The 25,718-nt window shown below is 74.7% G+C and carries 21 protein-coding genes; 9 read left to right on the plus strand and 12 right to left on the minus strand.

Annotated elements, in window-relative coordinates; all coding sequences use genetic code 11:
- Nucleotides 1-21: 21 nt before the first annotated feature.
- The 6 genes from BLU95_RS34655 to BLU95_RS34680 all read right to left on the minus strand — a co-directional run bounded on the left by BLU95_RS34655 (nucleotide 22) and on the right by BLU95_RS34680 (nucleotide 8,682).
- Complete coding sequence (locus BLU95_RS34655) at nucleotides 22-639, minus strand: copper chaperone PCu(A)C (protein ID WP_093863462.1); 618 nt, start codon at nucleotides 637-639, stop codon at nucleotides 22-24.
- A complete protein-coding gene (locus BLU95_RS34660) occupies nucleotides 636-2,897 on the minus strand; it encodes a heavy metal translocating P-type ATPase (RefSeq protein WP_093865346.1) in 2,262 nt (753 codons plus the stop codon). The genes BLU95_RS34655 and BLU95_RS34660 overlap by 4 nt, the downstream gene beginning before the upstream one ends.
- A 53-nt stretch (nucleotides 2,898-2,950) precedes the next feature.
- Entirely contained in the window at nucleotides 2,951-3,109 is a 159-nt protein-coding gene (locus BLU95_RS34665; protein WP_159425115.1) for a hypothetical protein, read from the minus strand.
- Nucleotides 3,110-3,297: 188 nt separating this feature from the next.
- Nucleotides 3,298-5,403: a TerD family protein gene (locus tag BLU95_RS34670; protein WP_173862312.1), complete on the minus strand. Its 2,106-nt coding sequence runs from the start codon at nucleotides 5,401-5,403 to the stop codon at nucleotides 3,298-3,300.
- A gap of 258 nt (nucleotides 5,404-5,661) precedes the next feature.
- Nucleotides 5,662-8,025, minus strand: coding sequence for a DUF8508 domain-containing protein (locus BLU95_RS34675; RefSeq protein ID WP_093863465.1), 2,364 nt, complete (start codon nucleotides 8,023-8,025; stop codon nucleotides 5,662-5,664).
- A 231-nt stretch (nucleotides 8,026-8,256) separates the two neighbouring features.
- Nucleotides 8,257-8,682, minus strand: a complete 426-nt coding sequence (locus BLU95_RS34680; protein WP_045943103.1) for a PPOX class F420-dependent oxidoreductase — start codon at nucleotides 8,680-8,682, stop codon at nucleotides 8,257-8,259.
- A 171-nt stretch (nucleotides 8,683-8,853) separates the two neighbouring features.
- Between BLU95_RS34680 and BLU95_RS34685 the strand changes: the two genes are divergently transcribed.
- Nucleotides 8,854-9,651, plus strand: coding sequence for a cytochrome c biogenesis CcdA family protein (locus tag BLU95_RS34685; RefSeq protein ID WP_093865347.1), 798 nt, complete (start codon nucleotides 8,854-8,856; stop codon nucleotides 9,649-9,651).
- A 20-nt stretch (nucleotides 9,652-9,671) separates the two neighbouring features.
- Here BLU95_RS34685 and BLU95_RS34690 read toward each other — a convergent pair whose 3' ends face one another.
- Nucleotides 9,672-11,228, minus strand: coding sequence for a D-alanyl-D-alanine carboxypeptidase family protein (locus BLU95_RS34690; RefSeq protein WP_353653524.1), 1,557 nt, complete (start codon nucleotides 11,226-11,228; stop codon nucleotides 9,672-9,674).
- 244 nt (nucleotides 11,229-11,472) lie between these two features.
- Between BLU95_RS34690 and BLU95_RS34695 the strand changes: the two genes are divergently transcribed.
- The 3 genes from BLU95_RS34695 (at nucleotide 11,473) to BLU95_RS34705 (ending at nucleotide 14,152) form a co-directional block, all read left to right on the plus strand.
- Nucleotides 11,473-12,813, plus strand: a complete 1,341-nt coding sequence (locus BLU95_RS34695; protein WP_093863466.1) for an MFS transporter — start codon at nucleotides 11,473-11,475, stop codon at nucleotides 12,811-12,813.
- A gap of 10 nt (nucleotides 12,814-12,823) precedes the next feature.
- The gene (locus tag BLU95_RS34700; RefSeq protein WP_093863467.1) at nucleotides 12,824-13,063 is read left to right on the plus strand and encodes a hypothetical protein; all 240 of its coding nucleotides are present in this window, start codon (nucleotides 12,824-12,826) and stop codon (nucleotides 13,061-13,063) included.
- A 93-nt stretch (nucleotides 13,064-13,156) separates the two neighbouring features.
- Nucleotides 13,157-14,152 carry an alpha/beta fold hydrolase gene (locus BLU95_RS34705; protein WP_093863468.1) on the plus strand — a complete coding sequence of 332 codons (996 nt, stop codon included), beginning with the start codon at nucleotides 13,157-13,159 and terminating at the stop codon, nucleotides 14,150-14,152.
- Nucleotides 14,153-14,283: 131 nt separating this feature from the next.
- Here BLU95_RS34705 and BLU95_RS34710 read toward each other — a convergent pair whose 3' ends face one another.
- The 3 genes from BLU95_RS34710 to BLU95_RS34720 all read right to left on the minus strand — a co-directional run bounded on the left by BLU95_RS34710 (nucleotide 14,284) and on the right by BLU95_RS34720 (nucleotide 17,650).
- Nucleotides 14,284-15,894 (minus strand): VWA domain-containing protein, encoded by a 1,611-nt coding sequence (locus tag BLU95_RS34710; RefSeq protein ID WP_093863469.1) that lies wholly within the window; start codon nucleotides 15,892-15,894, stop codon nucleotides 14,284-14,286.
- Nucleotides 15,891-16,763: an AAA family ATPase gene (locus BLU95_RS34715; RefSeq protein ID WP_093863470.1), complete on the minus strand. Its 873-nt coding sequence runs from the start codon at nucleotides 16,761-16,763 to the stop codon at nucleotides 15,891-15,893. The genes BLU95_RS34710 and BLU95_RS34715 overlap by 4 nt, the downstream gene beginning before the upstream one ends.
- A gap of 212 nt (nucleotides 16,764-16,975) precedes the next feature.
- Nucleotides 16,976-17,650, minus strand: a complete 675-nt coding sequence (locus tag BLU95_RS34720) for a Tat pathway signal sequence domain protein (RefSeq protein ID WP_159425116.1) — start codon at nucleotides 17,648-17,650, stop codon at nucleotides 16,976-16,978.
- Nucleotides 17,651-18,100: 450 nt separating this feature from the next.
- On the opposite strand from BLU95_RS34720, the gene BLU95_RS34725 reads away from it, so the two are divergent.
- From BLU95_RS34725 to BLU95_RS34735, 3 genes are all read left to right on the plus strand, one after another.
- Complete coding sequence (locus BLU95_RS34725) at nucleotides 18,101-18,886, plus strand: TetR/AcrR family transcriptional regulator (protein WP_231978032.1); 786 nt, start codon at nucleotides 18,101-18,103, stop codon at nucleotides 18,884-18,886.
- 138 nt (nucleotides 18,887-19,024) lie between these two features.
- Nucleotides 19,025-19,681 carry a DUF6230 family protein gene (locus BLU95_RS34730; protein WP_231978033.1) on the plus strand — a complete coding sequence of 219 codons (657 nt, stop codon included), beginning with the start codon at nucleotides 19,025-19,027 and terminating at the stop codon, nucleotides 19,679-19,681.
- Between the two features lie 161 nt (nucleotides 19,682-19,842).
- On the plus strand, nucleotides 19,843-20,244 hold the full coding sequence (locus tag BLU95_RS34735; protein WP_093865351.1) for a DUF6114 domain-containing protein: 402 nt from the start codon (nucleotides 19,843-19,845) through the stop codon (nucleotides 20,242-20,244).
- 171 nt (nucleotides 20,245-20,415) lie between these two features.
- Here BLU95_RS34735 and BLU95_RS34740 read toward each other — a convergent pair whose 3' ends face one another.
- The gene (locus BLU95_RS34740) at nucleotides 20,416-21,564 is read right to left on the minus strand and encodes an NAD(P)-dependent alcohol dehydrogenase (RefSeq protein WP_093863472.1); all 1,149 of its coding nucleotides are present in this window, start codon (nucleotides 21,562-21,564) and stop codon (nucleotides 20,416-20,418) included.
- Nucleotides 21,565-21,691: 127 nt separating this feature from the next.
- Between BLU95_RS34740 and BLU95_RS34745 the strand changes: the two genes are divergently transcribed.
- Nucleotides 21,692-22,699: a helix-turn-helix domain-containing protein gene (locus tag BLU95_RS34745; protein WP_093863473.1), complete on the plus strand. Its 1,008-nt coding sequence runs from the start codon at nucleotides 21,692-21,694 to the stop codon at nucleotides 22,697-22,699.
- Nucleotides 22,700-22,909: 210 nt separating this feature from the next.
- A complete protein-coding gene (locus BLU95_RS34750) occupies nucleotides 22,910-24,181 on the plus strand; it encodes a globin domain-containing protein (protein ID WP_231978034.1) in 1,272 nt (423 codons plus the stop codon).
- A gap of 54 nt (nucleotides 24,182-24,235) precedes the next feature.
- Here BLU95_RS34750 and BLU95_RS34755 read toward each other — a convergent pair whose 3' ends face one another.
- The gene (locus BLU95_RS34755; RefSeq protein ID WP_093863475.1) at nucleotides 24,236-25,669 is read right to left on the minus strand and encodes a selenium-binding protein SBP56-related protein; all 1,434 of its coding nucleotides are present in this window, start codon (nucleotides 25,667-25,669) and stop codon (nucleotides 24,236-24,238) included.
- Nucleotides 25,670-25,718 lie beyond the last annotated feature (49 nt).

A 25,718-nucleotide genomic window follows, 5' to 3' on the forward strand; every position in this document is an offset into this window, starting at 1 on the left:
GGGGCCGGTCCTCCTCGGAGTTCAGTCGCGGCGGCCGCCGGGCGGGCGGACCTCCGCCTTGACCCGCAGCTCGGGGCTGTTGCGGAAGGTCAGGGTGAACTCCACCCATTGGCCGACCTTCAGCGCGGGCGGATTTATGATCATCAGATCGGCATCCTCGGGGGACATGGCCAGCTCGCCCCGCTCGGGCACCTCAAGGGCCGTGACCGGCGCCCAGCTGCCCGCCGAGCCCTGGTGCAGATGCCGCTTCAGGGTCACCTTGCCGCCGAACTCCCAGCTGGCGCCGGTGAGTTCGTCCGGTATGTCGCCGGGGTTGCGAACCGTGAAGAAGGCCGCGGTGGACGGGACCCCGCCCGCCGACGGCAGGAGCAGCCAGCCCGGTCCGGCCTCGACCGGGCGCGCGGTGCCCGCACCGCCGATCGCCGTCCAGCCGGACAGCAGCGCGAGCGCCACCAGGGCGGCCCCGACCGGCGGCCCGGCCACCTTGAGCCGTTCGACCGCCCGCCCCGCCTTGAGCCGTTCGACCGCCCGCCCCGCCTTGGGCCGTTCGACCGCCCGCCCCGCCTTGAGCCGTTCGACCGCCCGCCGTCCCGCCTCCGGTCGCGCAACCGAGGCCCCGTCCGCCGGCCGGCCGCTCACCACGTCGCACCCGCCGGGCGCCGCGCCCGGACCGGCCGAGCGGACCGACCGGCCCCCCGGTCGTCCGCCCCACCGCGCCCGGGGCGCCAGGTCCGCAGCCGCAGACTGTTGCCCACCACAAGCAGCGAACTCAGCGACATCGCCACCGCCGCCAGCATCGGGTTGAGCAGCCCCACCGCCGCCAGCGGAATCAGCACCACGTTGTAGCCGAACGCCCACACCAGATTGGTCCGGATCGTCGCCAGGGTGCGCCGGGCCAGCCGGACGGCGTCCACCACCACCTCGATGTCCCCGCGCACCAGGGTCAGACCGGCCGCGCCGATCGCCGCGTCACTGCCCGAGGCGAGCGCCACCCCGAGGTCCGCCGAGGCCAGCGCCACCGCGTCGTTGACCCCGTCGCCGACCACCGCGACGGTCCGCCCGGCCGCCCTCAGTTCGGCCACCACCTCCGCCTTGCGCTCCGGGGAGGCCGAGGCGTGCACCTGCTCGATGCCCAGCTCCTCCGCGACCGCGCGTGCCGCCCCCGGCCCGTCGCCGGTCAGCAGGACCGGCTCGAGGCCCATCCCGCGCAGCCGGTGCAGGGCACGCCAACTGCCCGAACGCAGGGTGTCGCCGACCGCCAGCACCGCCACCGGGAGGCCGTCCAGCTCCACCACCACCGGCGTGCGACCCGCCGCCGAGGCGTCCGCGAGCGCCGTCGTCAGCTCGGTCGGCAGCGGCCCCGCGGCCTCGTCCGGGCGGATCACCCGCACAGCGGTCCCCTCGACCTCGCCGGACACCCCGACCCCGGTGGTGGCCGCGAACCCGGCCACCACCGGAAGGGGGTCGGAGCCGCACCGGGCCCGGGCCGCCCCCACGACGGCCCGCCCGACAGGGTGCTCCGAACGGTGCTCGACGGCTCCCGCGAGCCGCAGCACCCGCTCCTCGTCGACGCCCGCGCCGGCGGCCACGGCCACCGTCGCGAGCTCCATCCGACCGGTGGTCAGGGTGCCGGTCTTGTCCAGCACCACGGTGTCGACCCGGCGCAGGCTCTCCAGCACCTCCGGGCCGCGGACCAGGACGCCCAGTTCGGCGCCCCGCCCGGTCGCCGCCAGCAGCGCGGTCGGCGTGGCCAGGCCCAGCGCGCACGGGCAGGCCACCACCAGCACGGCGACCGCCGCCGTCACCGCCGCCTGCGGGTCGGCGCCCGCGCCCAGCCAGAAGCCGAGCACACAGACCGCCACCGTCAGCACGCAGGGCACGAACACCCCGGCGACGGTGTCCGCCAGTCGCTGCGCCCGCGCCTTGCCGGCCTGGGCGTCCGCCACCAGTGCGGTGATCCGGGCGAGCTGGGTGTCCGCGCCGACCGCCGTCGCCCGCACCACCAGCGCCCCGCCGACGTTCACCGTCGCGCCCGCCACCCGGTCGCCCGGCCCGACCTCCACCGGCACCGACTCGCCGGTCAGCAGACTCAGGTCCAGCGCGGAGCCGCCCTCGACCACGACCCCGTCGGTGGCCACCCGCTCACCCGGACGGACCACGAACTCCTGCCCGGGCAGCAGCTGTTCGATCGACAGCAGCCGCTCCTCACCGCTCCCCGGATCGCGGACGCACACCTGCTTGGCACCCAGCTCGGCCAGCGCCCGCAGCGCGGAACCGCTGCGCCGCCGCACCCTGCCCTCCAGCAGGCGCCCCGCCAGCACGAACAGCGGCACCCCGACGGCCGCCTCCAGATAGACGTGCGCGGTGCCGCCGCCGTCCGCGGTCAGCGAGAACGGCATCCGCATGCCGATCTCGCCCGCCCCGCCGAACAGCAGCGCGTACGCGGACCAGGCGAAGGAGGCGACCACACCGAGGCTCACCAGGGTGTCCATGGTCGCCGCCGCGTGCCGCAGCCCCTGCACCGCCCGGCGGTGGAAGCCGGCCGAACCCCAGCTCACCACCGGCAGGGCCAGCCCGAAGCAGACCCACTGCCAGCCGGCGAACTGCGCGGACGGCACCATCGACAGCACCAGCACCGGAACCGCCAGCAGCGCCGTCACCAGCAGCCGCCACCGTTCCCCGGCCTCCTCCGTCGCCGGCCCGGCGGACGGCACGCCCTCCGGCGCCAACTCGGCGGTGTAACCGGCCCGTTCGACCGCCGAGACCAGATCGTCCAGGCCCACCCCGGCCGGGTGCAGCACCCGGGCCCGCCCGGTGGCGAGATTCACCCCGGCACTCACGCCCTCGATCCGGGCCAGCCGCTTCTCCACCCGGCTGACGCAGGCGGCGCAGGTCATCCCGCCGACCGCGAGGTCGGTGGACACCAGCGCGTCGGACTCCGCGGCCGCCCTCACCGGGCCGCTCCCATGTCGTGCCCCATGCCGGGCTTCCCGCCGCCTCCGCCACCGGGCGTCAGCCCGGGCGTCACCGGCCCGGCGCCGCGCCCCACCGCGAACGCCACGACGAACACCACTACCAGCAGCAGGGCGAACCCCGCGAGCACACTCAACGGCCGGGCACCCGGCGACATCCCACTCACGCCCCACCAGTCGTGCCCCCGCCCCGCCGGGTTCCCGCCCACCCCGAATGACCCGGATCACATCCCCCGTCCGGCCCAGCGCCGGAGCCCGGTCCGGGGCCGGGCGGGTGCCGGGCGGGCCCGGGCCGGTACCCGCCCGGCAGCTGACGCCCTGCGCCCTACGCCCGGCGCGCCGTCCGCTGGTCGAGGTGCACCAGGACCCCGGTGCGGAAACGCTCGACGGCGGCGTCGACGCTCCGGATGAAGCCGCTCTCGGCGTTCCCCCGGGTGCTCCCCATGCCCTTGACCAGCGAGAGCCGGAAGCCGGTGATCCGCGCGGAGTCCTTGGGCAGCAGGTCGCCCGGCTCCGGCCGCAGCTTCTCCAGGGTGCCGCGCGGGCCCGCGGCGGCGCCGTCCGTGAGGGTCTCGATGTGCAGGTCGGCCGGCGCCTCGGCGAGCTGGCGGACCAGCCGCTTGGCCCAGCTGAGCGGGTAGCCCTGCTCCGGGGCCGGGATCTCGGCGGAGGTCCGCAGCTTCCCGACCCGCAGGTCCGCCGCGATAACGATGGTGCCGGGCGCGTCCTCGATCCTGATCTCCGCGTCCAGCCGCCCGTCCGCGCACAGCCGGTCGGCCAGCGCCGTTCGTCGGGCCCGGGCGTCCTCGCCGCGACGCGTGCGCTGGACCGGCAGCACCTTGACCCCGAGTTCGCCGCCGAGCTGGAGACAGACCTGGCGGACCAGCCGCTCCCAGCTCTCCACCACCAGGGTGGCGCGCTCGTCGCCCGCGGCGAGCGTCTCGTCGTCGATGCCCTTGCGGACGGGCACCCAGGCGGGGCCCATGTTCTGGAAGCCGTGGCAGCCGGAGTTGTCGTGCTGGAGGTAGTGCAGCAGTTCCTGGAGCAGCCAGGCGTGGGCGGGATTGCCGACGCCCTCGTGCCGGATCAGCATCTTCGCCTGGTACGCGACCTCGGCCCAGGACAGGTGGGCGAGCAGGACCTTGTGCTTGCGCCGACCGTCGATCTTGACCTGGACGAGCGGGCTGCCTTCGAGGGCGACGTCGTTGGAGAGGGTGATGACCGCCTCGTAGCCGCGCCGGGCGGCGATGTCCATGTAGTCCTGGACCTGCTCGGCCTTCAGCGGGTTGCCGTTGGTCTTGCTCTCGACCAGGGCGGTCCAGAGCCGTCCGGCGCGCTCGACGCGGATCACGCCGTCGGGCCGCTTGGGCGTCTCGCCGTGCGGGAGCGAGACCTCGGTGAAGGTCTCCATCCGGCCGGCCGGGGCGCCGAAGGCGGCGGTGAGCCGTCGGCCGAACTCCGGGACCTGGGCCATCACGGAGAGCAGGACGGAGGTGGCGCGGACCTCGCGCTCGCGGTCGCGGTTGAGCGCGGTGGCGGGGAAGAGGCGGGCGGTGTTCCAGGCGTCGTTCTCGGCGAGCGAGGGCTTGGCGGCCTTGGGGAGCGTCACCTTCTTCCGCGCCGTGCGCAGCCGCTTGGGCGCGGCCGAGGCGGAGTCGGCGGCGGTGGAGTCGGTCGCGGCGTCGGCGGCGGCCGGGGCGTTGCCGGCAACCGGACCGGGGGTCGTCGCCTGCGTCTCGGCGGTCGGGCCGGCCGTCGGGGCGGACAGGGCGCCCCCGGCCTCGGCCTCGGCGGCGACCGCCGCCGCGCCCGAAGCCGGCACCGCTACCGCTGCCTCGTCCGCCCCGTCCACCGCGAGGCGCTCGGCCGCGGCCTCCTCGGCGGCGTCGTCCTCGATCTCGATGCCGAAGTCCGTGGCCAGACCGGCGAGGCCGGTGTCGTAGCCCTGGCCGATGGCGCGGAACTTCCACTCCTGGTTGCGGCGGTAGATCTCGCCGAACACGAAGCCGCTCTCGGAGTCGGCGTCGGTGATGGAGAAGCCGAGCAGCCGCTCGCCGCCGAGGTCGGCGAGTTCGAGCCGGAGGTTGTCCAACTGTCCGAACGGCGCCCGCTGGTGCCGGCTGGCAGCGATGACCAGCCGCTCGATGCCGTCCGGGACGGCCGTGAGGTCGAGCTGGATGCGGTCCTCGGTGCCGACCTCGGTGGGGCTCTGGCCGAGCAGTTGGACGCTGCCGTCCGCGGCGGTGGGGTTGTTGTAGAAGAAGAAGTCGGCGTTGTCGCGGACCTTGCCCTCGTCGGTCAGGAGGAGGACCGAGACGTCCGCGTCGCCGTCGCCGGACGGGCTGCTCCAGCCCAGGATCACGGTGACGGCGTCGACGCTCCCGTCACCCTCGCTCAGCGCGGCGAGTCCGACGTTGGCGCCCTTGACCATTTCCTGCACGGATGTCCCCCAGATGAGCAGGGCTGTGCCGTCGGCGTGGGCGCAGCCGCGAGTGGTGCCGTCGGTCTGTGCCCGGTCCGGCCAGCAGGGAGCCTAGCCGTTTGACCTGCTGGTGTGATCGGAATTCGAGCAGATTGTGTGCACGCAATCGGATCGTCACCTTCCGGGCACGGGTCGGCGGACGCGACGCTGCCCCGGCGTCGGGGAGGTGACGCCGGGGCAGCGGGGCGTGCGGGTGCGGGGAGCGCGTTACGGCAGCGGAATCCGGACCACCTGCGGGTCGTGGTCGCTCAGCTGGGTGGCGAACTCGCTGTTGAGGTGGACGATGTCGTAGCTGTAGGCGCGGGCCGCGAGGGCGGGGGAGATCAGGATGTGGTCGAGCACCTGGGAGTTGCCCTCGTAGACGTAGGTGTACCGCTCGGCGAGGGGGAGGGTGCGGGGGAGGTCGACCAGGGAGCCGCCGGCGGTGAGGAGGTCGGCGGTCTGCGAGAACTCGAAGTCGTTGAGGTCGCCGAGGACGATCACGGCGGCGTTCGGGTCGACGGCGAGGATCTGGTCGGTGAAGGACTTGACCGCGGTGGCCTGGGCGTGGCGCTGGGTCTCGGAGGGGCGGGCCGGCTGCTGGTAGCGGCCGAACAGGGGCTGGTCGCCGCCCTTGGAGTTGAAGTGGTTGGCGATCACGAACACCGGGCGGCCGTTCCAGCGGAACTCGCCGGCGAGCGGCTTGCGGCTGGCGTTGAAGGCGGTGTTGGTCGGGTCTATTCGGCCGGGGGAGTAGGCGAGGGAGGGGACCCCGCCGGTGTTGACCACGGAGTCGGCGGTGGTGGAGCCGGCACCCGGGCGGTCGGTGAAGCTCAGGCCCCGGTCGGTGCGGTAGAGGAACACCTGGCGGATGTTGCCGCCCGGCTGGCCGCCGTCCTGGTCGTTGACCGGGTTGAGCTGGCGGTAGGAGTAGGCCGGGCCGCCGGCCGCGGTGATCGCGGCGGTGAGCTTGGCCAGGGTCTGGTCGGCGGCGACCACGCCGTTGTCGGTGGCGCCGGAGTTGTCCTGGATCTCCTCCAGGGCGACCAGGTCGGGCGAGCGCAGGTTGGTGACCACGGCGGCGGCGAGGCCGTCGAACTTGGCCTGCGGGTCGCTCGGGGCGAGGTTCTCGACGTTGAAGGTCGCCGTGGACAGCTCGCCGGCCGCCGGTGCGGCGGTGGTCTCCGGGGCGAGGCCGCCGGGGAGAACGGTCGGGGTGGCGGTGACCAGCAGCTTGAAGTTGCCGAAGGAGTAGTCCAGGACGCCGACGGTGGCGCCGGAGAGGGTGTCACCGACGTTGGCGGCCGGGGTCGGCGCGAGCACGTCGTCCAGCAGGACCCGCTCGGGGTTGCCGTCCGCGGCCTGCAGCAGGATGCCGCCGCGGGCGGTCCTGGTGGCGGAGCCCTGCGGGACGACCGGGATCTCGCCGACGGAAGCCCTCGGCCCGACCACGGCGGCGTTGTTCAGCTGGACCCGCATGCCCTCCAGCGACTCCCAGAAGTCCAGGCCGTCGGTGGCCGGCTGGAACCCGCCGGCGGTCTCGACGTCGCCCGTGGTGACGCTGGAGATCACCGCGGCCGGCGGCACCCGGCCACCGGAGCCGACCAGGGTGGCGGCGGGCAGTGCCGCGTTGTGGGCGAGCACGGTGGTGCTGGGCGAGGTGAGCTCGGTGACGGTCAGGTTGGTGGTGCCGCCGGTGCCGCCGGGGCGGTACTCGCTGACGGTGCCGCCGACCTGGACGGAGTCCCCGACCGCCACGCCGGGGGCGCTCGCCGTGTAGACGTAGACCGCCTCGCTGGTGGCCGGGTCGGTGTCGGGCTGCGGGTCCTGGAACCAGTAGCCGCTCGGGCCGACCGCGGTGACGACGCCGGGCACGCCGGTGACCGGCCGGCCCGCCAGCGGGGACGTGCGGGCCGCGCCCTGGATGTCGCGGATGCGGGTGCCGCCCGTCCCGCCGCCGGAGGTCGAGTTGCGCGGGGTGGGGGCGGTGACGGCGAAGTCGGCCGCGTTGTTGTCGGTGTCGGTGGCGCCGCCGCCGGCCCGTACCGCCGCGGTGGTGTTGGCGAGGTTCCCGGTGGGCGAGCCCTCGGCGGAGGAGGCGGTCGTGCCGTAGCCGACGAGGTCCTTGACCCCGGGCTGGCCGGCGCAGCCGGTGGCGCAGGTCAGCGCGGTGGAGTTGGTGACCAGCGCGACCTTCCCGGCGTTGGCGCCCATCGCGATGGTGCCGGTGGCGTCCGGCGTCGGGAGCGCGGCGCCGGCACCGGCCCCGGCGGCCTCCTGCACCAGGTAGTACTTGCCGGGGGCGACGGTGCCCGACAGGGTGGTCTTCGACCAGGAGGACCCGGCCGCCGAGGCGTACTGGACGGTCCAGCCGGTGAGGCTGACCGGGGTGGTGCCCCGGTTGTACAGCTCGACGAAGTCATTGGTGTACGGCGCGCCGGAGTTGCCGCCGCCCCCGTACACCTGACTGATGACGAGGTCCGGGGACACGGCCTGCGCGGTGCCGGCGGGCAGCGCGGTGAGCGCTGCGACGACGGTGGCGGCCGATGCCACCGCCAGTGCGCGGAGCCGGACTCGATCGGTTCGCCGCATGGGCGTCCTCCTGACGGGCGTGCAGCAGTGGATGGGCGGGCGCTGTGTGTTCTACAGCGCCACCCATGCCGTACCGCGCGCTCCGGCGAACGACCAGGCGTCCAACGGAAGAACGTTTTCCCTGGCATGAACCGGACGAGGATCCGGACGCGTCGTGGGGGACGCGGGGCGGAAGGGGCGGCCGTCGGCCGCCCGGGTCAGTCGGCCGCCCCGGTCAGCCGTCCGTCAGGGTCAGTCGTCCGTCAGCGTCAGCCGGATGCCGATCGTGCCGCGCTCGCCGCGCCGCAGCCGGCTGCCGAGCACCGTGACGACGCCCACCAGCCCGTACTTCTGCCGCAGCAGCGTCCGGTAGGCGGCGGTGCGCTCGGGGCCGAGGATCTCGGCGGTCGCCGGGACGGACTCGCCGGTCGGGTTGCCCCGGACGTCGCAGGGGCCGACCAGCACGTCCGGGCGGTTGCGGATCCGCTTGACCTTCCACGAGTCGGCGACGGTCCAGACGCCGAGCGCCTCCCCGTCGCGCACCACCCACACCGGCGTCGGCACGGCGGTGCCGTCCTTCTTGAAGGTGGTGACCAGCAGATAGCTGCCGGAGGAGAGGCTGACCAGGCGTTCGAGCCGTTCCTGCCGGTGCGGGTCGGGGTGGGGAGTGGCGCTCATAGGGGGATTCTAGGGCTCGCCCGGCACGGACCCCCCGGGAGCAGGGCCGACTCCGCGCCGCCCCGGCCGGTGCCGAGCGCCGGAACGGCCTCTGCGAGGCTGGCCACGGGCGTTCGTCGCCGACGAACGCCCGGATCGGGTCGGGGGCGTCCGGGAAGGTGTCACGTGCAGATGGAACCGGTCGCAACGGCCGTCGACGGATCTCAGGCCGTTTTCACGGGGGCTCTGGTTCTGGCGATTCCGGTCGCCGCGCTGGCGGGGCTGCTCTCGTTCCTCTCGCCGTGCATTCTTCCGCTGGTCCCGGGATATCTGTCCTACGTCACCGGATTCTCGGCGGCCGACCTTGCGGACGCCGGCGGGAGGAAGCGCGGACAGCTGGTCCTGGGGACGGTTCTGTTCGTCCTCGGCTTCACCGCCGTGTTCGTTTCCGCCGGTGCGTTGTTCGGCTACTTCGGCAACACCTTGGTGGAGCACCGGCGTACGGTCGAGATCTCTTCCGGAGTGGTGACGATCCTGATGGGAATCGTGTTCTCCGGACTCTTCTCCGGAGTGCTGTCCGGGATCTCCGGGCGGGAGTTCCGCAGTCGGTACCGGCCGGCGGTCGGGCTGGCGGGGGCGCCGGTTCTCGGCATCGTCTTCGGTGTGGGGTGGACGCCGTGCATCGGGCCGACCGCGTCCGCCGTCCAGACCCTGGCGCTCAGTGAGAGCGATCCGGCCCGGGGGGCCCTGCTGGGTTTCTTCTACTGCGCGGGGCTCGGGATCCCGTTCGTCGTGTCGGCCCTGGTCTTCCGGCGGGCGATGGGAACCTTCGGCTGGGTGAGGCGCCACCATCGCGGGGTCGTGCGGTTCGGCGGGGGAATGCTCGTGCTCGTCGGCGTGATGCTGCTGACGGGGGCGTGGGCGGATCTGGTGGACTTCCTGCGGGTCTGGGCCGCCGGTCATCTGCCGGACAGTCTCGTGGCCGTCTGACCGGTGGTGCCCGACGGGCCTCAGGAACGGCGGCCCCGGCGGGGTGTGGTGGTCGCGGTGAGGCGGGCGCGGGTGGAGCGGGCCAGGGAGCGGGCGCGGCGGGTGAGGCGGCGGCGGGTGGTGCCGCCGACCGCTGTGGCGCCGCCGACGGCGGTGGCGCCGCGGCGGTCGGGAGCGGCCGGTGCCGTCCCGGTGGGTACGGAGTACGCGATGTGCGGGGCGTAGTCCGGTCGCGGCGGGACCGGCAGGCCGCTGGGGAGTACGGGGAGCGCGGGGACCGCGGCGGGGTGCGGACGGCGGCGCGAGCGCACCCGGCCGGCGGCCCAGAGGGCCAGGGCGGTGCCGAGGGCGAGGGCCGTCCAGCCGGCCGGGCCGAGGGCGTGGTCGGCCTGCTGGATGGCGTGCGGCAGGACGCCGGTGGCCGGGGCCTCGGTGGCGGGGGCCGCGGACGCGCCGGGCGCGGCCTCCTCCTCGACCAGGCGTCCGACCGGTTCGACCTTGCCCGCGGCCGCGAATCCCCAGTCCAGCAGCGCGGCCGCCTCGTCGTAGACCTTGGCCTGCTGCTCCGGGTGCATCACCGTCACCAGCAGGGTGCGGCCGTCGCGTTCGGCCGCACCGGTGAAGGTGGCGCCCGCGTTGGTGGTGTAGCCGTTCTTCACCCCGATCAGGCCCGGGTACTTGCCCAGCAGGCGGTCGGTGTTGGCGATGTCGAACGCGGACCGCTGCCCCGTCGCCTTGTCCACCGCGCCGGGGAAGCGGGCGGTGCGGGTCGCGCAGTAGCCGCGGAAGTCGGGGTTGCGCAGCCCGGCGCGGGCGAACAGGGTGAGGTCGTAGGCCGAGGAGACCTGGCCGTCCTGGTCGTAGCCCTCGGGGGAGACCACCCGGGTGTCCTTCGCCTGGAGCGCGGTGGCCCGTTCCTGCATCTGGGAGACGGTGCGGGCCAGACCGCCGTTCATGTGGGACAGCACGTGCACGGCGTCGTTGCCGGAGGCGAGGAAGACGCCCCGCCAGAGGTCCTCGACCCGGTACGGCAGGTTCTCCTTGATGCCGACCAGGCTGCTGCCCGCGCCCAGCGCGGCCAGCTCGGCGGGAGTCACCTTGTGCTCCAGGCCGCGGTCGAACTTCGGCAGCACGGTGTCGGCGAACAGCATCTTGAGGGTGCTGGCGGGCGGCAGCGGGAGGTGGGCGTTGCGCGCGGCGAGCACCTCGCCGGTCGCGGCGTCGGCGATCAGCCAGGACCGCCCGGTGAGGGTGGCCGGCAGCTCGGGCGCCCCGGTCCGGGGGGCGACCTGGACGGCGGGCCGGCCCAGCCGCTCGCCGCCGACCACGGCGGCCGCGTCCTGCGCGGCCCCGGCCCCGGCCCCGGAACCGGAACCGGAAGCGGCAGTGGCTCCGGCAGTGGCTCCGGCCGCCGCCGGGGGCGCGGAGGGAGACGCCGAGGACGCGGCGGGCGACGGCGAAGGGGCCGAGAAGGCGACGGGCGCGCCGGCCGCGAGGACCAGGACGGCGACGGCACCGGCCGCCGCCGGTCTCCCGGCCCGGGCGCGCCTGCTGACGTGGGGTGACCTCTGCTGCACACCGCGAACGTACCCGGACGGCCGCCGCCCCGCCCTGCCCGCTGCTCCGTCCGGGCCTCCCGCCCGGCGCGGCGTCCTGGTACGGTGCGGCCCATGTCCTTCCTCCGTGCGTAGCAGGCCCGACGCGACCGCGCCCCGACCGATCAGGGTCCGCGCGGTCCTCCGGTGTCCCCGTACGCACCTCCGGTGCCGCCCGCCGTGATCCTCCCGGCCCGCGGACCGGACCTCCCTGAGGACGTCCACCGTGCCTTCCACCGTTTCCGCGCCTCCGCGCGGCCCGTCCGCACGCCCCGGCTACCGCGCCGTGCTCGGCGCCCCGCACGCCGGCCGCACCTTCGCCGCCGCGCTGCTCGGCCGCCTCTCCTACGGGGTGGTTCCGCTCGCCCTGCTGCTCACCGTCCGCGAGGCCACCGGCTCCTTCTCCGCGGCCGGCGCGGCGATGGCCCTGTTCGCGCTCGCCAGTGTGCTCCTCTCACCGGTCCGGGCCGGTCTGGTCGACCGCCACGGTCCCCGGCGGGTGCTGCCGCCGATGGCCGTGCTGTACGGCGCGTTGCTGCTCGCCGTGGTCGCGGCCACCGCCCGGCCGGGTGCCGCTCCGGCGGCGGTCGGCGCGCTCGTCGTCGCGGCGGGCGCCTGCACACCGCCGCTGGGTCCGGTGATGCGGACGTTCTGGCGGCGGCTCCTTCCCGACCCGGTGCTGCTGCGCCGGGCGTTCAGCCTGGACGGCGTCGCGGAGGAACTGCTCTTCGTCACCGGTCCGTTGCTGGTCGGTCTGCTGCTTCCGGTCGTCGGTCCCGGTGGTGCGGTGGCCGTGGGTGCGGGGCTGCTGCTCGCCGGGGCCCTGCTGCTGGCCGCCTCCCCGGTGGCGGCGGCCGGAGCGGTCGCACCGGCCGCACCGGACGCACCGGACGCGCCGGGCGGGACGGACGGGACGGACGGTGGCCGCGGTGCCGCGCCCGCAGCGCCCGTCCGCCGCCGCCGGACACCGCTCGGCGGCGGACGGGCGCTGCGCGCCGCCGTGCTCGCCTCCGCGGTGACCGGGCTGGCGCTGGGCGCCCTGGACCTCATGGTGCTCGCCTTCGCCGAGGACCGCGGGCGGCCCGAGGCGGTCGGCTGGATCCTGGCCGCACTGTCCGCCGGCAGCGCCGTCGGCGGCCTCGGGCTGGGCGCACTGGACCGGCCGGTGCCGAACGCCGTCCGGCTGCCGCTGTTCACCGCCGGCCTCGGCCTGGCCCTGGCCGGCGCCGGGCTCGCACCCGGCCCGGTCCTGCTCGGCGCGGCCGTCGGCGTCGCCGGGTTCTTCGTCTCGCCCGCCCTCACCACCTCCTACCTGGTCGCGGACGAGGCGGTCGCCCCGGAGGCCGGGACCAGGGCCGGCGCCTGGGTGAACACCGCCTTCAACGCCGGTTCGGCCGTCGGCGGCGCGGGCGCGGGCCTGCTGGTCGGACACCTGCCGCTGCCGCTCTGCTTCGCGCTGGCCGCCGCCCCGGCACTGGCCGCCGTGCCCGTGCTGCTGCGGATGCGCGACTTTGGTGGGCCCCGGTCGCGCCGAAAGTCGGATCCGGTCGGCGGCCCGGCTGCCTAACGTCGGAACCATGAAGAACCTGCTGGGATTCGTGAGCTTCGTCCTGATCGTCGGCGGCATCAACGGCCTGCTCGTCGACCACCTGTGGGGCCTGCACGTCTTCGGTTTCGTCAGCTACCTCGTCCCCGCCGACCACCGGACCGCCGGCTACTTCGTACTGATCGCGGTGGGCGCCCTGCTGGCGGCCGCGACGGCGCTGCTCGACCGGCGGGAGGGCGGCGGCCGGACGCGCCGCGACAGCGGGGACTGACCCCGGCAGGGCGCGGACGCGGCGGTCGCGGGGAACGAACGGTCGGCCGCCGCCCGTTCTGCCGGATGACGCGTCGTCGACGAGGAGGGCCGCATGACCAAGCAGGCGTACGGACATATCGCGCACCGTCAGGTCGAGGTGAACGGAGTCCGGCTGCACGTCGCCGAACAGGGCGAGGGACCACTCGTCCTGCTGCTGCACGGCTTCCCGGAGAGCTGGTACTCCTGGCGGCACCAGTTCGCCCCGCTCGCCGAGGCCGGCTACCGCGTCGTCGCCGTCGACCAGCGCGGCTACGCCCGCAGCGAGCAGCCCGAGTCGGTCGACGCGTACACCCTGCTGCACCTGGTCGGCGACGTCACCGCGCTGATCGGCGCCCTCGGCGAGGAGAGCGCCGTCCTGGTCGGCCACGACTGGGGCGCCCCGGTCGCCTGGAGCACGGCCGCGCTGCGCCCCGACCTGGTGCGCGGCGTGGCGGGGCTGAGCGTCCCGCCGCTGCCCACCCTCGGTCTGCCGCCGCTGGCCCAGGCCCGGGAGCGGTTCGGCGAGGGCTTCTACCAGATCTACTTCCAGCGCCCCGGTGTCGCGGACGCGGAGCTCGGCCGGGACCCGCACTCGACGTTCCGCCGGATGCTGTCCAGTGGCGCCGGGGCCCGGCCGGACGGCGGCGGGCCCCGGGCGTGGGTGATCCGCGAGGGACAGACCCTGCTGGGCAGCGTCCCCGAGCCGGAGAAGCTGCCGGACTGGCTCTCCGAGGCGGACATCGAGGCGTTCGTCGCCGACTACGCCGAGCACGGCGATCGGGCGTTCACCGGCGGTCTCAACTGGTACCGCAACATCGACCGGAACAACGAGCTGCTGGCCGGGCTGGCCGGACGTCCGGTGGAGGTCCCGGCCCTCTACGTGGCGGGGGACCAGGACATGGTGATGGCCCTGATCCCGGAGGAGGCGATGCGCGGGCTGCTGGAGCGGCTGGCACCGAAGCTGTACCGGCGGGTGACGCTGCCGGGCGTCGGGCACTGGACCCAGCAGGAGAGCCCGGCGGAGGTCAACGAGGCCCTGCTCGACTTCCTGGGGCAGCTGGACCGCTGAGGCACCGGGGGCGGGGCCTCGGCACCGCCCCCGTCCGTCGCGCGCGGTCCGTCGCCCCCGTTCGTCGCGCGCCGTCCGCTGTGCCCCGTCCGCTGTGCCCCGGCCCGCCGAGGCGCCGTCCGTCGCGCGCCTCAGACCGGCAGCAGCCGGGCGACGAACTCGCCCAGCCGGCGGGCGTTGCGGCAGCAGTGCATCGGCACCACCCCGGCGTAGGCGGGGGCGGCGGAGTCGCCGGTGCCCCAGAGGGCGGGCTGCTCCGGGTTGAGCCAGTGCACCTGGCGGGCGCGGGCCGCGATCAGCCGCAGGGCGGGCAGGTGCGGGTCCCGGTAGTTGTTGCGGGCGTCGCCGAGGATCAGCACGGCGGTCCGCGGTCCCACGGCGTCCAGGTGGCGTTCGGCGAACTCGGCGAGGGCCGAGCCGTAGTCGCTGTTGCCGTGGTGGCCCGTCACCTTGGCCTCGGTGAGGATCCGCCGGGCCAGCGCGGCCGGGTCGCCGCCGCCGCGGGTGAGCAGGTCCGTCACCTCGGCGGTGCGGTTGACGAAGGCGAACACCCGGACCTTGCTGAACTGGTCGCGCATCGCCTGGACCAGCAGCAGCGTGAAGTCGGAGAAGCCCGCCACCGAGCCGGACACGTCGCAGAGCAGCACGAGTTCGGGCCGGGCGGGACGGCGCAGCCGGTGGGCGGGGCGCAGCGGGACGCCGCCGGTGGAGAGCGAGCGGCGCAGGGTGCGGCGCAGGTCGATCCGGCCGCGGGCGGCGCGGCGGCGGCGGGCGGCCAGCCGGGTGGCCAGTTTGCGGGCCAACGGGTGGACGGTGCGGCGCAGTTCGGCGAGCTGGTCGCGGCCGGCGGCGAGGAAGTCGATCCGGTCGGGGCTCGGTGCGACGGCCCGTTCGGCGAGGCGTTCGGTGCCGCGGATCTCGGCCGCCCGTCGGCGCGCCTCGGTGGCGACCATGGCGCGGAACTCCTGGATGCGGCGGCGGATCTCGTCGGGCAGGACGTGGTCGGCGAGGTCGGTGGTGGTGGGGTCGGTGGCGGTGGGGTCCGGTCCGGTGCCGGCGGCACCTGCGCGCAGGGCCGCGAGCACCCGCGCCAGCAGGGTCTCCGGTGCGAGCCTGCCGAGGGTCTGGTAGGACGACCAGCCGTCGTTCCCCGGCCGCCCGGCGGTGCCGGCGCCGCCGTAGCGGCCGAACGCCGCCACCGCCTCGCCGGCGAGCCCGGCCAGGGCGGCCCGGTCGTCGGCGGCGAGCGCCGCCACGAGCCGCGCCCGGAGCTCCTCGCGCTGCGCGGCCGGGTCCGCGTCCGGGCCCGCGGGTGCAGCGGGACCCGGAGCGCCGGGGTCGGCGGGGTCGGCCGGGTCCGGGGCGCGGTGCGCCGAGGCCCGGCGCACCGCTTCCGGATCGCCGACGCCGAGCGGGAAGAACAGGTCGAAGGCGGCGTCGAAGACCGGGCGCTGTCCGTCGGTGCGCAGCAGTGCGGCGGCGAGTCCGGCCCGGACCTGCTCGCGTTCGGCGAGGCCGAGCACGGCCAGGACGGCGGCGGCGTCGACCGTCTCGGCAGGCCCGATCCGCAGGCCGTGGACACGCAGCGCGCGCACGAAGGCGGTCAGCCGGGCGGCCACGTCCGCGGGATCGGACGTGCCGGGCGAGGTCCCGGGGGACGCGCCGGGGGACGCGCCCGCGGTGGGCCCACCGGTGGGCCCACCGGGCGGGCCGCCCGGAGCGGCCGGGGGCGGGACGCTCATGCGAGAGTGAGCTTCTGGGCGGCCTTCAGCACGTCGTCCTGGTGCTTGAGGACGACCCCGAGGGTGGCCCGGACGACCGTCTCGTCCAGGGTGTCGGCGCCGAGCGCGAGCAGGGTGCGGGCCCAGTCGACCGTCTCGGCCACCGAGGGGGCCTTGCGCAGTTCCAGCGCCCGCAGCGCGCCGACCACCCGGACCAGCGACTCGGCCAGCGCCGCGTCCAGCCCGGGGACGCGCAGCCGGACGATCCGGCGCTCCAGTTCGGCCTCCGGGTAGTCGAGGTGGAGGAAGAGGCAGCGGCGGCGCAGCGCCTCGGAGAGTTCCCGGGTGGCGTTGGAGGTGAGCAGGACGAAGGGGCGGCGGGTCGCCGTGACGGTGCCGAGTTCGGGCACGGTGACCTGGTAGTCGCTGAGCACTTCGAGCAGCAGCGCCTCGACCTCGACGTCGGCCTTGTCCATCTCGTCGATGAGCAGCACGGTCGGTTCGTCGCCGCGGATGGCGGTGAGCAGCGGCCGGGTGAGCAGGAACTCCTCGCCGAAGATGTCGGTGCGGGCCGCGTCCCAGCCCTCGTCCCGCCCTGCGGTGATCCGCAGCAACTGCTTGGCGTGGTTCCACTCGTAGAGGGCGCGGGATTCGTCGATGCCCTCGTAGCACTGGAGCCGGACCAGCCGGGCCCGGCCGAGTGCGGCGACGGCCTTGGCGAGTTCGGTCTTGCCGACGCCGGCCGGGCCTTCGACCAGGAGCGGCTTGCCGAGCCGGTCGGCGAGGAAGACGGTGGTGGCGACCTCCGTGGAGGCCAGGTAGCCGACCTCGGCCAGTCGTGCGGCCGTGTCGGCCACCGACTCGAAGAACTGCGTGCCGTCGCCGACCATGCCTGTCCCGCCGTCCCTGTTCCGGTGTCCGTCGCGAGCACCCTACCCGCGGGTCACTTCGCTGTCCCGGACACGGCGGCACCCGGCCCCCGGCGGGCAGGCGGAACCGGTGGGGCGGGGTGCGGCGGCGGCCGCACCCCGCCCGGTGGTCGTACCGGCCCCGGCGGGGGACGGTACGACAGGGACGGTCAGGGAGGGACGGTCCGGGAGGGTCAGTTGATGAAGACGTGCGGGCTGCCGGCCACCGAGCTGTCCTTCACCGGCCCGTAGGTGGCGCTGAAGTACCCGGTCGCGAAACAGGTGCTCGGGCCGGAGACCTTGGGCAGGGCCTGGGCGCTGAAACCGATGGTCTGGCCGACGTTGCTGGTGGTGCCGCTGATGCCGGCGGCGGCCCGGTAGACGCAGGTGATGGTGCCGAGGATGGTCTTCAGCACCACCGTGGTCTGGAGCGGGCCGGCGGAGGTGGGGTCGAGCGAGACCGGGTTGCCGGGGGCGTCGCTGACCGAGTTGGTGTAGGGCAGGTTGTTGACGGTGATGCTCTGCACGGAGGTCACGCCGATGACGTTGGCGGTGCAGGAGCCAAAGGTCTGGGTGTTGAGCTGCTCGGTGGCCACGCCGGGCGCGGCCGGGTTGCTGGTGACGGTCGCCGAGAAGGAGGAGGCGGCGCACTTGATGCCGCTGGTCCCGGTGGCGCTGGAGTAGAAGGTGGCGAAGCTGCCGGGCACCAGGTCGGCGGTGAGCACGTCGCCGACGGCGATGTTGGGCCCGCCCACCGAGGTGTGGGTGAGCACGGCGGAGCCGGCGGCCTGGGCGGGGGTCATGGTGCCGGCGGCCAGCACCGCGGCGGCGGCGAGGGCGGTGGCTCCGAGGGTACGGCGGATGCGCATGAGGGTGTGCCTCTCCGGGCGAGTCGGGTGGGGGAGCCCGTGCGGTCGGTGTGGGGGTGCGCGGCATCGTCGGCCGCGCCCGGCCGGAACGGGGGGTGTGCGAGGTGGGGCGCCGCGAACGGCGACTCGGCGGGCCCGGCGCCACGGGCCCGCCCGTACGGCGTGGTACCGGCGGCACGACGTTGTGCGGCGGGTACGGCACGGCCTGGGCCGGCCGGAAGGAACCGGCCGGGTACGGCTGAGTACGGCGGGGTGGAACGGTCCAACGCGATTGCGGGAGTGCAGGGTGCACGTCGACGGCTGCCACCGCCGGGCATGCGTTCGCCATACTGAGCAGTCGGAACGCGTGCGGGCTTCCGGCGGACTCGGCCGCGGATTGGAAACCCGCCAGTGTTGTAAACCTGATGTCGCGCCAATGTCAAGGCAATGCACAGGAGTTGGGGACGGAAGATGGCAATGGACCCGGATCTCCGCAGGAATGCCGACGTGGTCCTGATCCCCGGTGCGCGCGCCGGGCGCGACCCGGCCCGATCGATCAAACCCGGGCCGAGCCGGCTGCCGCCCGGGGTGGTCGCGGCGACCCAGCGCGAGCGCCTGCTCGACGGGCTGGTCCACACCGTGGCGCAACACGGCTACCAGCGCGCCACGGTGAGCGACATCTGTCGCGCGGCCGGGGTGACCAGGCCGGTCTTCTACGAGCTGTTCACCGGCAAGGAGGACGCCTTCCTCGCCGCCCACCGGCACGGCACCGGGGTGGTGATCCGGCGGATGGCGCGGGCGTTCGCCGCCTCGCCGGACTGGTGCGGCGGGATCCGCGAGGCTCTGCGGGCGATGCTCGGGCTGCTGGCCGGGGTGCCGGCCTTCGCGACCATGGCGGTCATCGAACTGGACGCGGTCGGTCCGGCCGGACGACGCGAGCGGGAGCAGCTCCTGATCCGGTTCCGGGCGTTCTTCGCCGAGATCCCCGAACTCCCGGACGGCATCGGGGTGGAGGCGATGATCGACGCGGTGGTCGGCGGTGTCTACTCCACCCTCCAGCGCTGCATCGACACCGACCGCACTGCCGAACTCCCTGACCTGCTGCCCACCTTGAGCCTGTTCTGCCTGGCACCGTTCCTCGGTCCGGTCGAGGCCGCACGCCGCCTGGCCTCGGCCGGACCGGCCCCGGAACGCGGTCCGGGGGCGGACGATGATCCTTCGTGCACCCGTATTGACCCGGTCAATACCGGGCAGTAGCTTCCCAGTTACCCACTGCGGCCCGACCGGTCCGCCCCGCTGCCGAGGGGTGGTCCCGCGCTGCCGTGCCGCAGAACGCTGTCCGCGCCAGGACAACGTGCCAGTGCCTGCCCGTCCCCACCACCCGAGGGAGCACACATGGCCACGTCCGAGGACGCCGCCCACCCGACCGAGAACACCGAGGTACCCGCGTCACCCGGCCAGGGAAGAGGCCGGGTCCGGCTGAGGCGCACGGCGCTGATGGCCGTCCCCGCCGTCGCCGCCGGCGCGGTGCTGATGGCCCTGACCGCGCAGGGTGTGCTCGCCGCCCAGTTCGCCATCTCCGGCATGCCGTTCGTCGTCACCGCCGACAGCCTGGACGGCGTCGGCTTCGAGCAGTTCGGCAGCCTGGACCACATGATCGAGGACAGTCCCAACGCCGGTGACACCGGCGGACAGGTACTGGTCGCGGTCTCGGCGATCAAGGACGCCTCGCTCACCAAGCTGTGCCAGAGCGTCGAGCTCGGCGGTATCAACCTGTTGATCCGGGCCGGTGACGCCGGGACCCCCGTCACCGCCACCGACCTCACCACCGACTCCGATCTGCTCTCCGGCGACGCGGAGTTCAAGAACATCGAGATCGGCGGGGACGCCAGCACCTACACCAAGGCAGGCGTCAAGGGCCTGCCCGGGGTCTTCGGCCAGCAGGCCGACACGGTCAAGATCCGCAATCTCCGGCAGCACAACTACGCCACCACCGCGGGCGCCTTCAAGCTGCCCAACCTCCGGCTGAGCTTCAGCTCCGAGGGCTGCTGACGGTGGCGGGACCCGAGCCGGGGACACCGGCGGAGGCGGAGGCCCACGTCGGGCCGGACGCACAGGTCGGTCCGGAGGCCGGGGGCGAGCCGGGAGCACCGGCCGGACCCGGAGCGCGGACGGCGCCGAAGGCCCGGGCGGGTGCGGCCGCCCGGGCCCGGCTGGCCTGGCGCGGCTGGCGGGGCCGGCGGCCGTTCTGGGGAGGAGCGCTGGTCCTGTTCGGCGGCGCCGAGATCCTCTTCACGCTGCGCGCCCCGCTGCCCGTCGTCCTGCACATCGGGATCCAGGGGCTGGCCGGCTATCTCGTTCCGGCGGTGATGGCGCTCTGCGGCCTGCTGATCCTCTTCAACCCGGCCCAGCGGCTGTTCTACTCGATCCTCGCCGTACTGGCCTCGCTGGGCAGTTGGCTCACCTCCAACCTCGGCGGTTTCCTGCTCGGGATGCTGTTCGGCGTGATCGGCAGCTGCCTCGCCTTCGGGTGGCTGCCCGACCAGCCCCCGCGCCGCCGTCGGCTGCGCCGGGACCGGACCGGACGCGAGGCCGCCGACCCGGCCGGCGTCTGAGAAGGCGGTGGCGGGCGGCGGTCGCGGCCGGTGACCGACGCCCGCCACCGCCGACAGGGCCGGCGCCCCGCCCCCGGCGAAGGGAGAGCGCCGGGGACGGGGCGTCGTTCGTCGTGCGTTCCGTCGAGCGGGCAGCTGGACCGCGGCGGCCGGGCAGCCCGTCGGCGGGCGTCAGATCGTCGCCGTGTCGATGACGAAGCGGTAGTGCACGTCGCTCGCCAGGACCCGCCGGTACGCCTCGTTGATCCGCTCGGCCGGGATCAGCTCGATCTCCGCGCCGATCCCGTGCTCGGCGCAGAAGTCCAGCATCTCCTGGGTCTCCGCCAGGCTGCCGATCATCGAGCCCGAGAGCGACCGCCGCCCCGTGAGCAGCGCGTGCGCGCCCAGGCCGACCGGCTTCGCCGGCGCGCCCAGCTGGACCAGCGTGCCGTCGGTGCGCAGCAGCCCGAGGTAGGCGCTCAGGTCGAGGTCGGCCGAGACGGTGTTGAGGATCAGGTCGAACCGTCCGGCCAGCTCGGTGAACGTCGCCGGGTCGGAGGTGGCGCGGTAGTCGTGGGCGCCGAGCCGGAGCCCGTCCTCCCGCTTGCGCAGCGACTGGCTGAGCACGGTGACCTCCGCGCCCTTGGCCCGGGCGAGCCGCACTCCCAGGTGGCCGAGCCCGCCGAGCCCGACCACGGCGACCCTCCGCCCGGGACCTGCACCCCAGTGGCTGAGCGGCGAGTAGACAGTGATGCCCGCGCAGAGCAGCGGCGCGGCCACGTCCAGCGGCAGCGCGTCGGGGATGCGCAGGGCGTACCGCTCGTCCACCACCAGCTGCTTCGCGTAGCCGCCATAGGTCGGCGAACCGTCCCGGCCGCGGCCGTTGTAGGTGAGCACGATGCCGTCCCCGCCCGTGCAGTACTGCTGGAGCCCGGCAGAGCAGTTGTCGCACTCCCGGCAGGAGTCGACGAAGCAGCCGACGCCGACCCGGTCGCCGACCGTCCAGCGCGAGACGGCGGAGCCGACCGCCGTCACCACTCCGGCGATCTCGTGGCCCGGGACCATCGGGAAGATGCCGGGGCCCCAGTCCTCGTCGACCTGGTGGATGTCCGAGTGGCAGATCCCGGCGTAGCGGACGTCGATCAGGATGTCCTCCGGGCCGAGCGCCCGGCGCGGCACGGTGGTGCGCTCCAGCGGAGCCTTCGGCGCCGCGGCTGCGTAGACCGCGATCCGGCCGGGCCGGTCGGGGGAGTCCGTGACGGTGGTGCCGGTGCCGGTGCCGGTGCCGGTGTCGGTGGCGGCGGTGCCTGCGGTGATCGTCGTGTTCGTCGTGTTCGCCATGCCCCAAGCCTCGGCGCGCTGTTCGGGCCGGGCCAGGCCAGTGGTCGTCGTACGACCACCGGTCCTACCACCGGCAGTATCACCCTCGGCGCCCGTCCGCCGCGGCGGGCGGGCCCATACTGCTGGCATGGACCAGCGCACCGAGCTCAGCGAATTCCTGCGGTCCCGGCGGGCCCGACTGCGGCCGGCCGATGTCGGCCTGCCCGACTACGGCGGCCGCCGCCGGGTCCCGGGGCTGCGCCGCGAGGAGCTGGCCCAGCTGGCCGGGGTGAGCACCGCCTACTACGTCCGGCTGGAGCAGGGGAACGGCGACAATGTCTCCACGGCGGTCCTGGAGGCGATCGCCCGCGCGCTGCGGCTCGAACCGGCCGAGCGCGAGCACCTGCTGCGGATCACCCGGCCGGTGCGCCGCCGCCCCGGCCGGGGCCGCCCGACGCGCACGCAGCAGGTCCGGCCCGAGCTGACGCAGCTGCTGGACGCGATGGACGGTGTCCCGGCCTACGTGCTGGGGCGGCGGCTCGACGTGCTCGCCTGGAACCGCCTCGGCAACGCCGTGATCGGCGACGTCGCGGCGCTGCCGCCGGAGCGGCGAAACCTGGCCTGGCACGTCTTCCTCGAACCGGGCAACCGGGAGCTCTACCTGGACTGGGAGAGCAAGGCGGCGGACCTGGTGGGGATGCTCCGGCTCGACGCGGGCCGCGACCCGGACGACCCCCGGCTGACCTCGCTGATCGGCGAACTCTCGGTCAAGAGCGAGGACTTCCGGCGGCTGTGGGCGGCGCACAACGTCCTGGACAAGGGGCACGGGGTCAAGGAGCTGCGCCATCCGGTGGTCGGCCGGCTGGCCCTGCGCTACGAGACCTTCCGCCCGGCCGGCGACCCGGACCAGGTGCTGGTCGCCTACCACGCCGAGCCGGACTCGCCCTCGGCCGAGTCGCTGCGGCTGCTGGCGAGCTGGATCGCCACCGGGCCGTCCGGGGGCGCCGCGAGCGCGCGCCGCCCCGAGCAGGGGGCCGCGGACCGGCCCGACCCCGGTGCGCAGTCGCAGTCGCACTCGGGTTCCGGCTCCGGCTCCGGCTCCGGCTCGGGTTCGGCTTCTGGTTCTGGTTCGGAAGCCCCGTCGACGGGTCGGTAGTCCTTTTCCCGGAGCCCGCGGGGGGCCGGTGGTCCCGTCCGGCCAGGGACCACCGGCCCTGTCCCGACACCCGGGCGGAGCCGTTTACTGGTTCCGCGGCGGCCCCGGGCCGCCGCCTGCCCGGAACCGGCCGGCCGCCCATCGGGACGGTGAACAGCACCGGTCCGACAAATGGCTGACGAGGTGTCAGTGCTCGTTAGGCTGCCCGGCATGGACACCACCAGCACCACCGCCGAGTACGACCGGCTGATCGCGCGACACCATGCCATGCGGCTGCGCCGACAGATCCTCGCACCGGCGCCGTCCTTCTCCACCGCACCCCAGGACGCACCCTCGCCGCCCGGCGCCGATGGCCGCAGCGGCTACGACGGGGCGGCCGACCGTCGGCTGATCCTCCGGGACCTGGCCCTGGTAGCCCCGTTCGACGAGCTCATCGACCACCTCTACGCCCGCATGTTCAGCCACCGCCCGTTCCTGCGCGCGCTGTTCCCGGAGTCCATGGAGTTCCAGCAGGCCCACCTGGAGCGGATGTTCGAGTACGTGATCGAGCGGCTGGACCGGCCGGACGAACTCGCCGAGACCCTCGCCCGGCTCGGCCGCGACCACCGGAAGCTCGGTGTCCGGCCGGTCCACTACGAGGCCTTCGAAGAGGCGCTCCGCGAGGCGGTCCGGTACTGGGCGGGCTCCCGGTGGCACCCCGGGCTGGAGGCGGCCTGGGTGCGGATGCTGCGCTTCACCGTCCGCTCGATGGTGGCGGGCGCCGAGGCGGCGCTCACCGAACCCCCGTACTGGCACGCCACGGTGGTCGGCCACGAGCGCCGCCGCCACGACCTCGCCGTGCTCCGGGTGCGCACCGGCGAGCCCTACCCGTACCGGGCCGGACAGTACGGGACGGTCGAGCACCCGGCCCTGCCGCACACCTGGCGGCAGTACTCGATGGGCTGCGCGCCGCGTGCCGACAACGAGTTGGAGTTCCACGTCCGGCGCACCGGGCCGGGCGGGGTGAGCGCGGCGCTGGTCGGGAGCACCGTCGTCGGCGACCGCCTCCGGCTGGGGCCGCCGCGCGGCACCCTGATGCCGGAGGACGACACCAGGGACCTCCTGCTGGTGGCGGGCGGCACCGGGCTCGCCCCGATGAAGGCGATCGTGGAGCGGCTGGTGGAGCACCGCCCGCGCGGACAGCGGGTCCACCTCTTCGTCGGCGCGCGGAGCCGGGACGAGCTCTACGACTGGCCGGCGCTGGCCGAACTCGGCCTCCGCAAGCACTGGTTGGAACTCGTCCCGGTCACCGAGGACGGCGGGGCCCCGATCGCCCCCGGCGGTCGGCTGGCCGAGGCGGTCGGCCGGGCCGCCGACTGGTCCGAGCACCGGGCCTGTGTCAGCGGACCGGCGGGCCTGGTCGACGAGGTGCGCACCCGCCTGGCCGCCGCCGGGCTGCCCGCCGCCCGGATCCACCACGACCCGGTGCTCGGCCGGTTCTGAGCAGCGGTCCGCACTCGGACCGGCCGGTGCTGCCCGCCGCCGTCGTCGCCGCCGCTACCGGTAGCAGTAGGAGTCCGAGGAGGCGTCGCCGCCCGCCAGGTGCGTCTGGTGCACCCGCAGCCCCCGGAACTCCGCGCCGTGCGGGAAGAAGCGGGGGTCCACGGTCAGCCCGCCGGTCTCCGGGTCGGCGTCCAGCTTGACGATCCACGGCTCGATGCCGTCCGGGTAGAACTGGTCGTCCCACGCGCCGTAGAGCGAGTTGGTGAGGTAGACCCGCCGCCCGTCCCGGCTGATCTCGACCATCTGCGGCGCGCCGCTCAGCGGGCGCCCGGGCTCGGCCGGGTGGGGGGTCCTGGCCGTCACCCCGCCCAGCCGCACCGAGGCCGTGAGCAGCGGGTGGAACGGGTCCGACACGTCGTACTGGAGCAACTCCCCGGTGCCCCAGGCCGAGACGTACAGCCAGCGGTCGTCCACCGACAGGTTGATGTCGGTCACCAGCGGCGGCACGGCGCCGAAGGGCTGGAGCACCGGCGGCAGGTCCTCGGCCTTCGCCGGTTCGGCCGGTATCTCGATCACCTTGCGCGCGGTGAACGCCTCGCCCTGCCGGTACCAGAGCCAGACCGAGGCCGAGAGGTCCTCGACATTGGTGACCACCCCGGCGAAGCCCCATTCGGCCTGCGGGTCGTGGGCCGGGCGCAGCTCCAGCACCATCTGGTACTGGTCGCCGAGGTCGATCCGCTGCAGGTGCCGCCCGGTGTCCAGCTCCCAGAAGTGCAGCGCGTGCCCGTACTTGCGGCCGAGCAGCAGCTCCGGCACGACCCCGTCCTCGACCATCCACGGGGTGCCCCACTCGCTGGTGACGCCCACGTTGCTGCCCAGGTGCCACCACACGTCGTAGGAGAAGTTCTGCGAGCCGCGCTCCGTCTCCCAGGGGCGCAGCACGTCGAAGGTGGTGTGGTCGAGCACGGCGACCCCGCCGGGTCCGTCGCCGCCCGCGGCCGCGCCGAGGCAGGACAGGAAGACGCCGTCCGGCCCGCAGTGCAGGGTGTGGGGGCGCGAGTAGCCGGCTCTCGCGGCCAGCTCCTCCGCCGCCACCGTCTTCACCAGTCTGGGCCGGACCGGGTCGGGCCGGGTGTCCAGGACGTGCAGCCGGGACGACCGCAGCCCCGGCAGCAGCAGGTAGCGCCGCTCGGGGTTCTCGTGGCAGGCGTGCGCGAGGGCGCTGGAGCAGGCGTTCCAGCCGAAGTGGTGCAGTTCGTCGCCCACGTCGGGCATCTCGGTGAAGTTGAGCACGCGCCCGTAGCTCGGCGACGCCGGGTCGGTGTCGACGGTGATCAGCGCGTCCGGTCGCTGCGCCGACCGGTCGAACCCGGCGACGTAGGCGAGCTTCTCCGGTGGAGCGGCGATCGCCTCGGCGGGCGTGCGGTACAGGGAGGGATCGCTGTGTCCGGACGGGCGGTCGTCCTGCGGGCCGTGTCCATGCGGCATGCTGGCTCCTCAACTTGCCTGCTCGGCAAGGTAAGTGACAATGGCCCGG

This window comes from Streptomyces sp. TLI_053, assembly GCF_900105395.1.
Taxonomy (GTDB): domain Bacteria; phylum Actinomycetota; class Actinomycetes; order Streptomycetales; family Streptomycetaceae; genus Kitasatospora.

Coding starts and splice junctions, on each gene's coding strand:
- BLU95_RS34745 (WP_093863473.1), top strand. CDS start 21,692: ATGGACCAGCGCACCGAGCTCAGCGAATTCCTGCGGTCCCGGCGGGCC.
- BLU95_RS34710 (WP_093863469.1), bottom strand. CDS start 15,894: ATGAGCGTCCCGCCCCCGGCCGCTCCGGGCGGCCCGCCCGGTGGGCCC.
- BLU95_RS34730 (WP_231978033.1), top strand. CDS start 19,025: ATGGCCACGTCCGAGGACGCCGCCCACCCGACCGAGAACACCGAGGTA.
- BLU95_RS34660 (WP_093865346.1), bottom strand. CDS start 2,897: ATGACCTGCGCCGCCTGCGTCAGCCGGGTGGAGAAGCGGCTGGCCCGG.
- BLU95_RS34680 (WP_045943103.1), bottom strand. CDS start 8,682: ATGAGCGCCACTCCCCACCCCGACCCGCACCGGCAGGAACGGCTCGAA.
- BLU95_RS34675 (WP_093863465.1), bottom strand. CDS start 8,025: ATGCGGCGAACCGATCGAGTCCGGCTCCGCGCACTGGCGGTGGCATCG.
- BLU95_RS34705 (WP_093863468.1), top strand. CDS start 13,157: ATGACCAAGCAGGCGTACGGACATATCGCGCACCGTCAGGTCGAGGTG.
- BLU95_RS34725 (WP_231978032.1), top strand. CDS start 18,101: ATGGCAATGGACCCGGATCTCCGCAGGAATGCCGACGTGGTCCTGATC.
- BLU95_RS34670 (WP_173862312.1), bottom strand. CDS start 5,403: ATGGTCAAGGGCGCCAACGTCGGACTCGCCGCGCTGAGCGAGGGTGAC.
- BLU95_RS34750 (WP_231978034.1), top strand. CDS start 22,910: ATGGACACCACCAGCACCACCGCCGAGTACGACCGGCTGATCGCGCGA.
- BLU95_RS34755 (WP_093863475.1), bottom strand. CDS start 25,669: ATGCCGCATGGACACGGCCCGCAGGACGACCGCCCGTCCGGACACAGC.
- BLU95_RS34740 (WP_093863472.1), bottom strand. CDS start 21,564: ATGGCGAACACGACGAACACGACGATCACCGCAGGCACCGCCGCCACC.
- BLU95_RS34715 (WP_093863470.1), bottom strand. CDS start 16,763: ATGGTCGGCGACGGCACGCAGTTCTTCGAGTCGGTGGCCGACACGGCC.
- BLU95_RS34700 (WP_093863467.1), top strand. CDS start 12,824: ATGAAGAACCTGCTGGGATTCGTGAGCTTCGTCCTGATCGTCGGCGGC.
- BLU95_RS34685 (WP_093865347.1), top strand. CDS start 8,854: ATGGAACCGGTCGCAACGGCCGTCGACGGATCTCAGGCCGTTTTCACG.
- BLU95_RS34720 (WP_159425116.1), bottom strand. CDS start 17,650: ATGCGCATCCGCCGTACCCTCGGAGCCACCGCCCTCGCCGCCGCCGCG.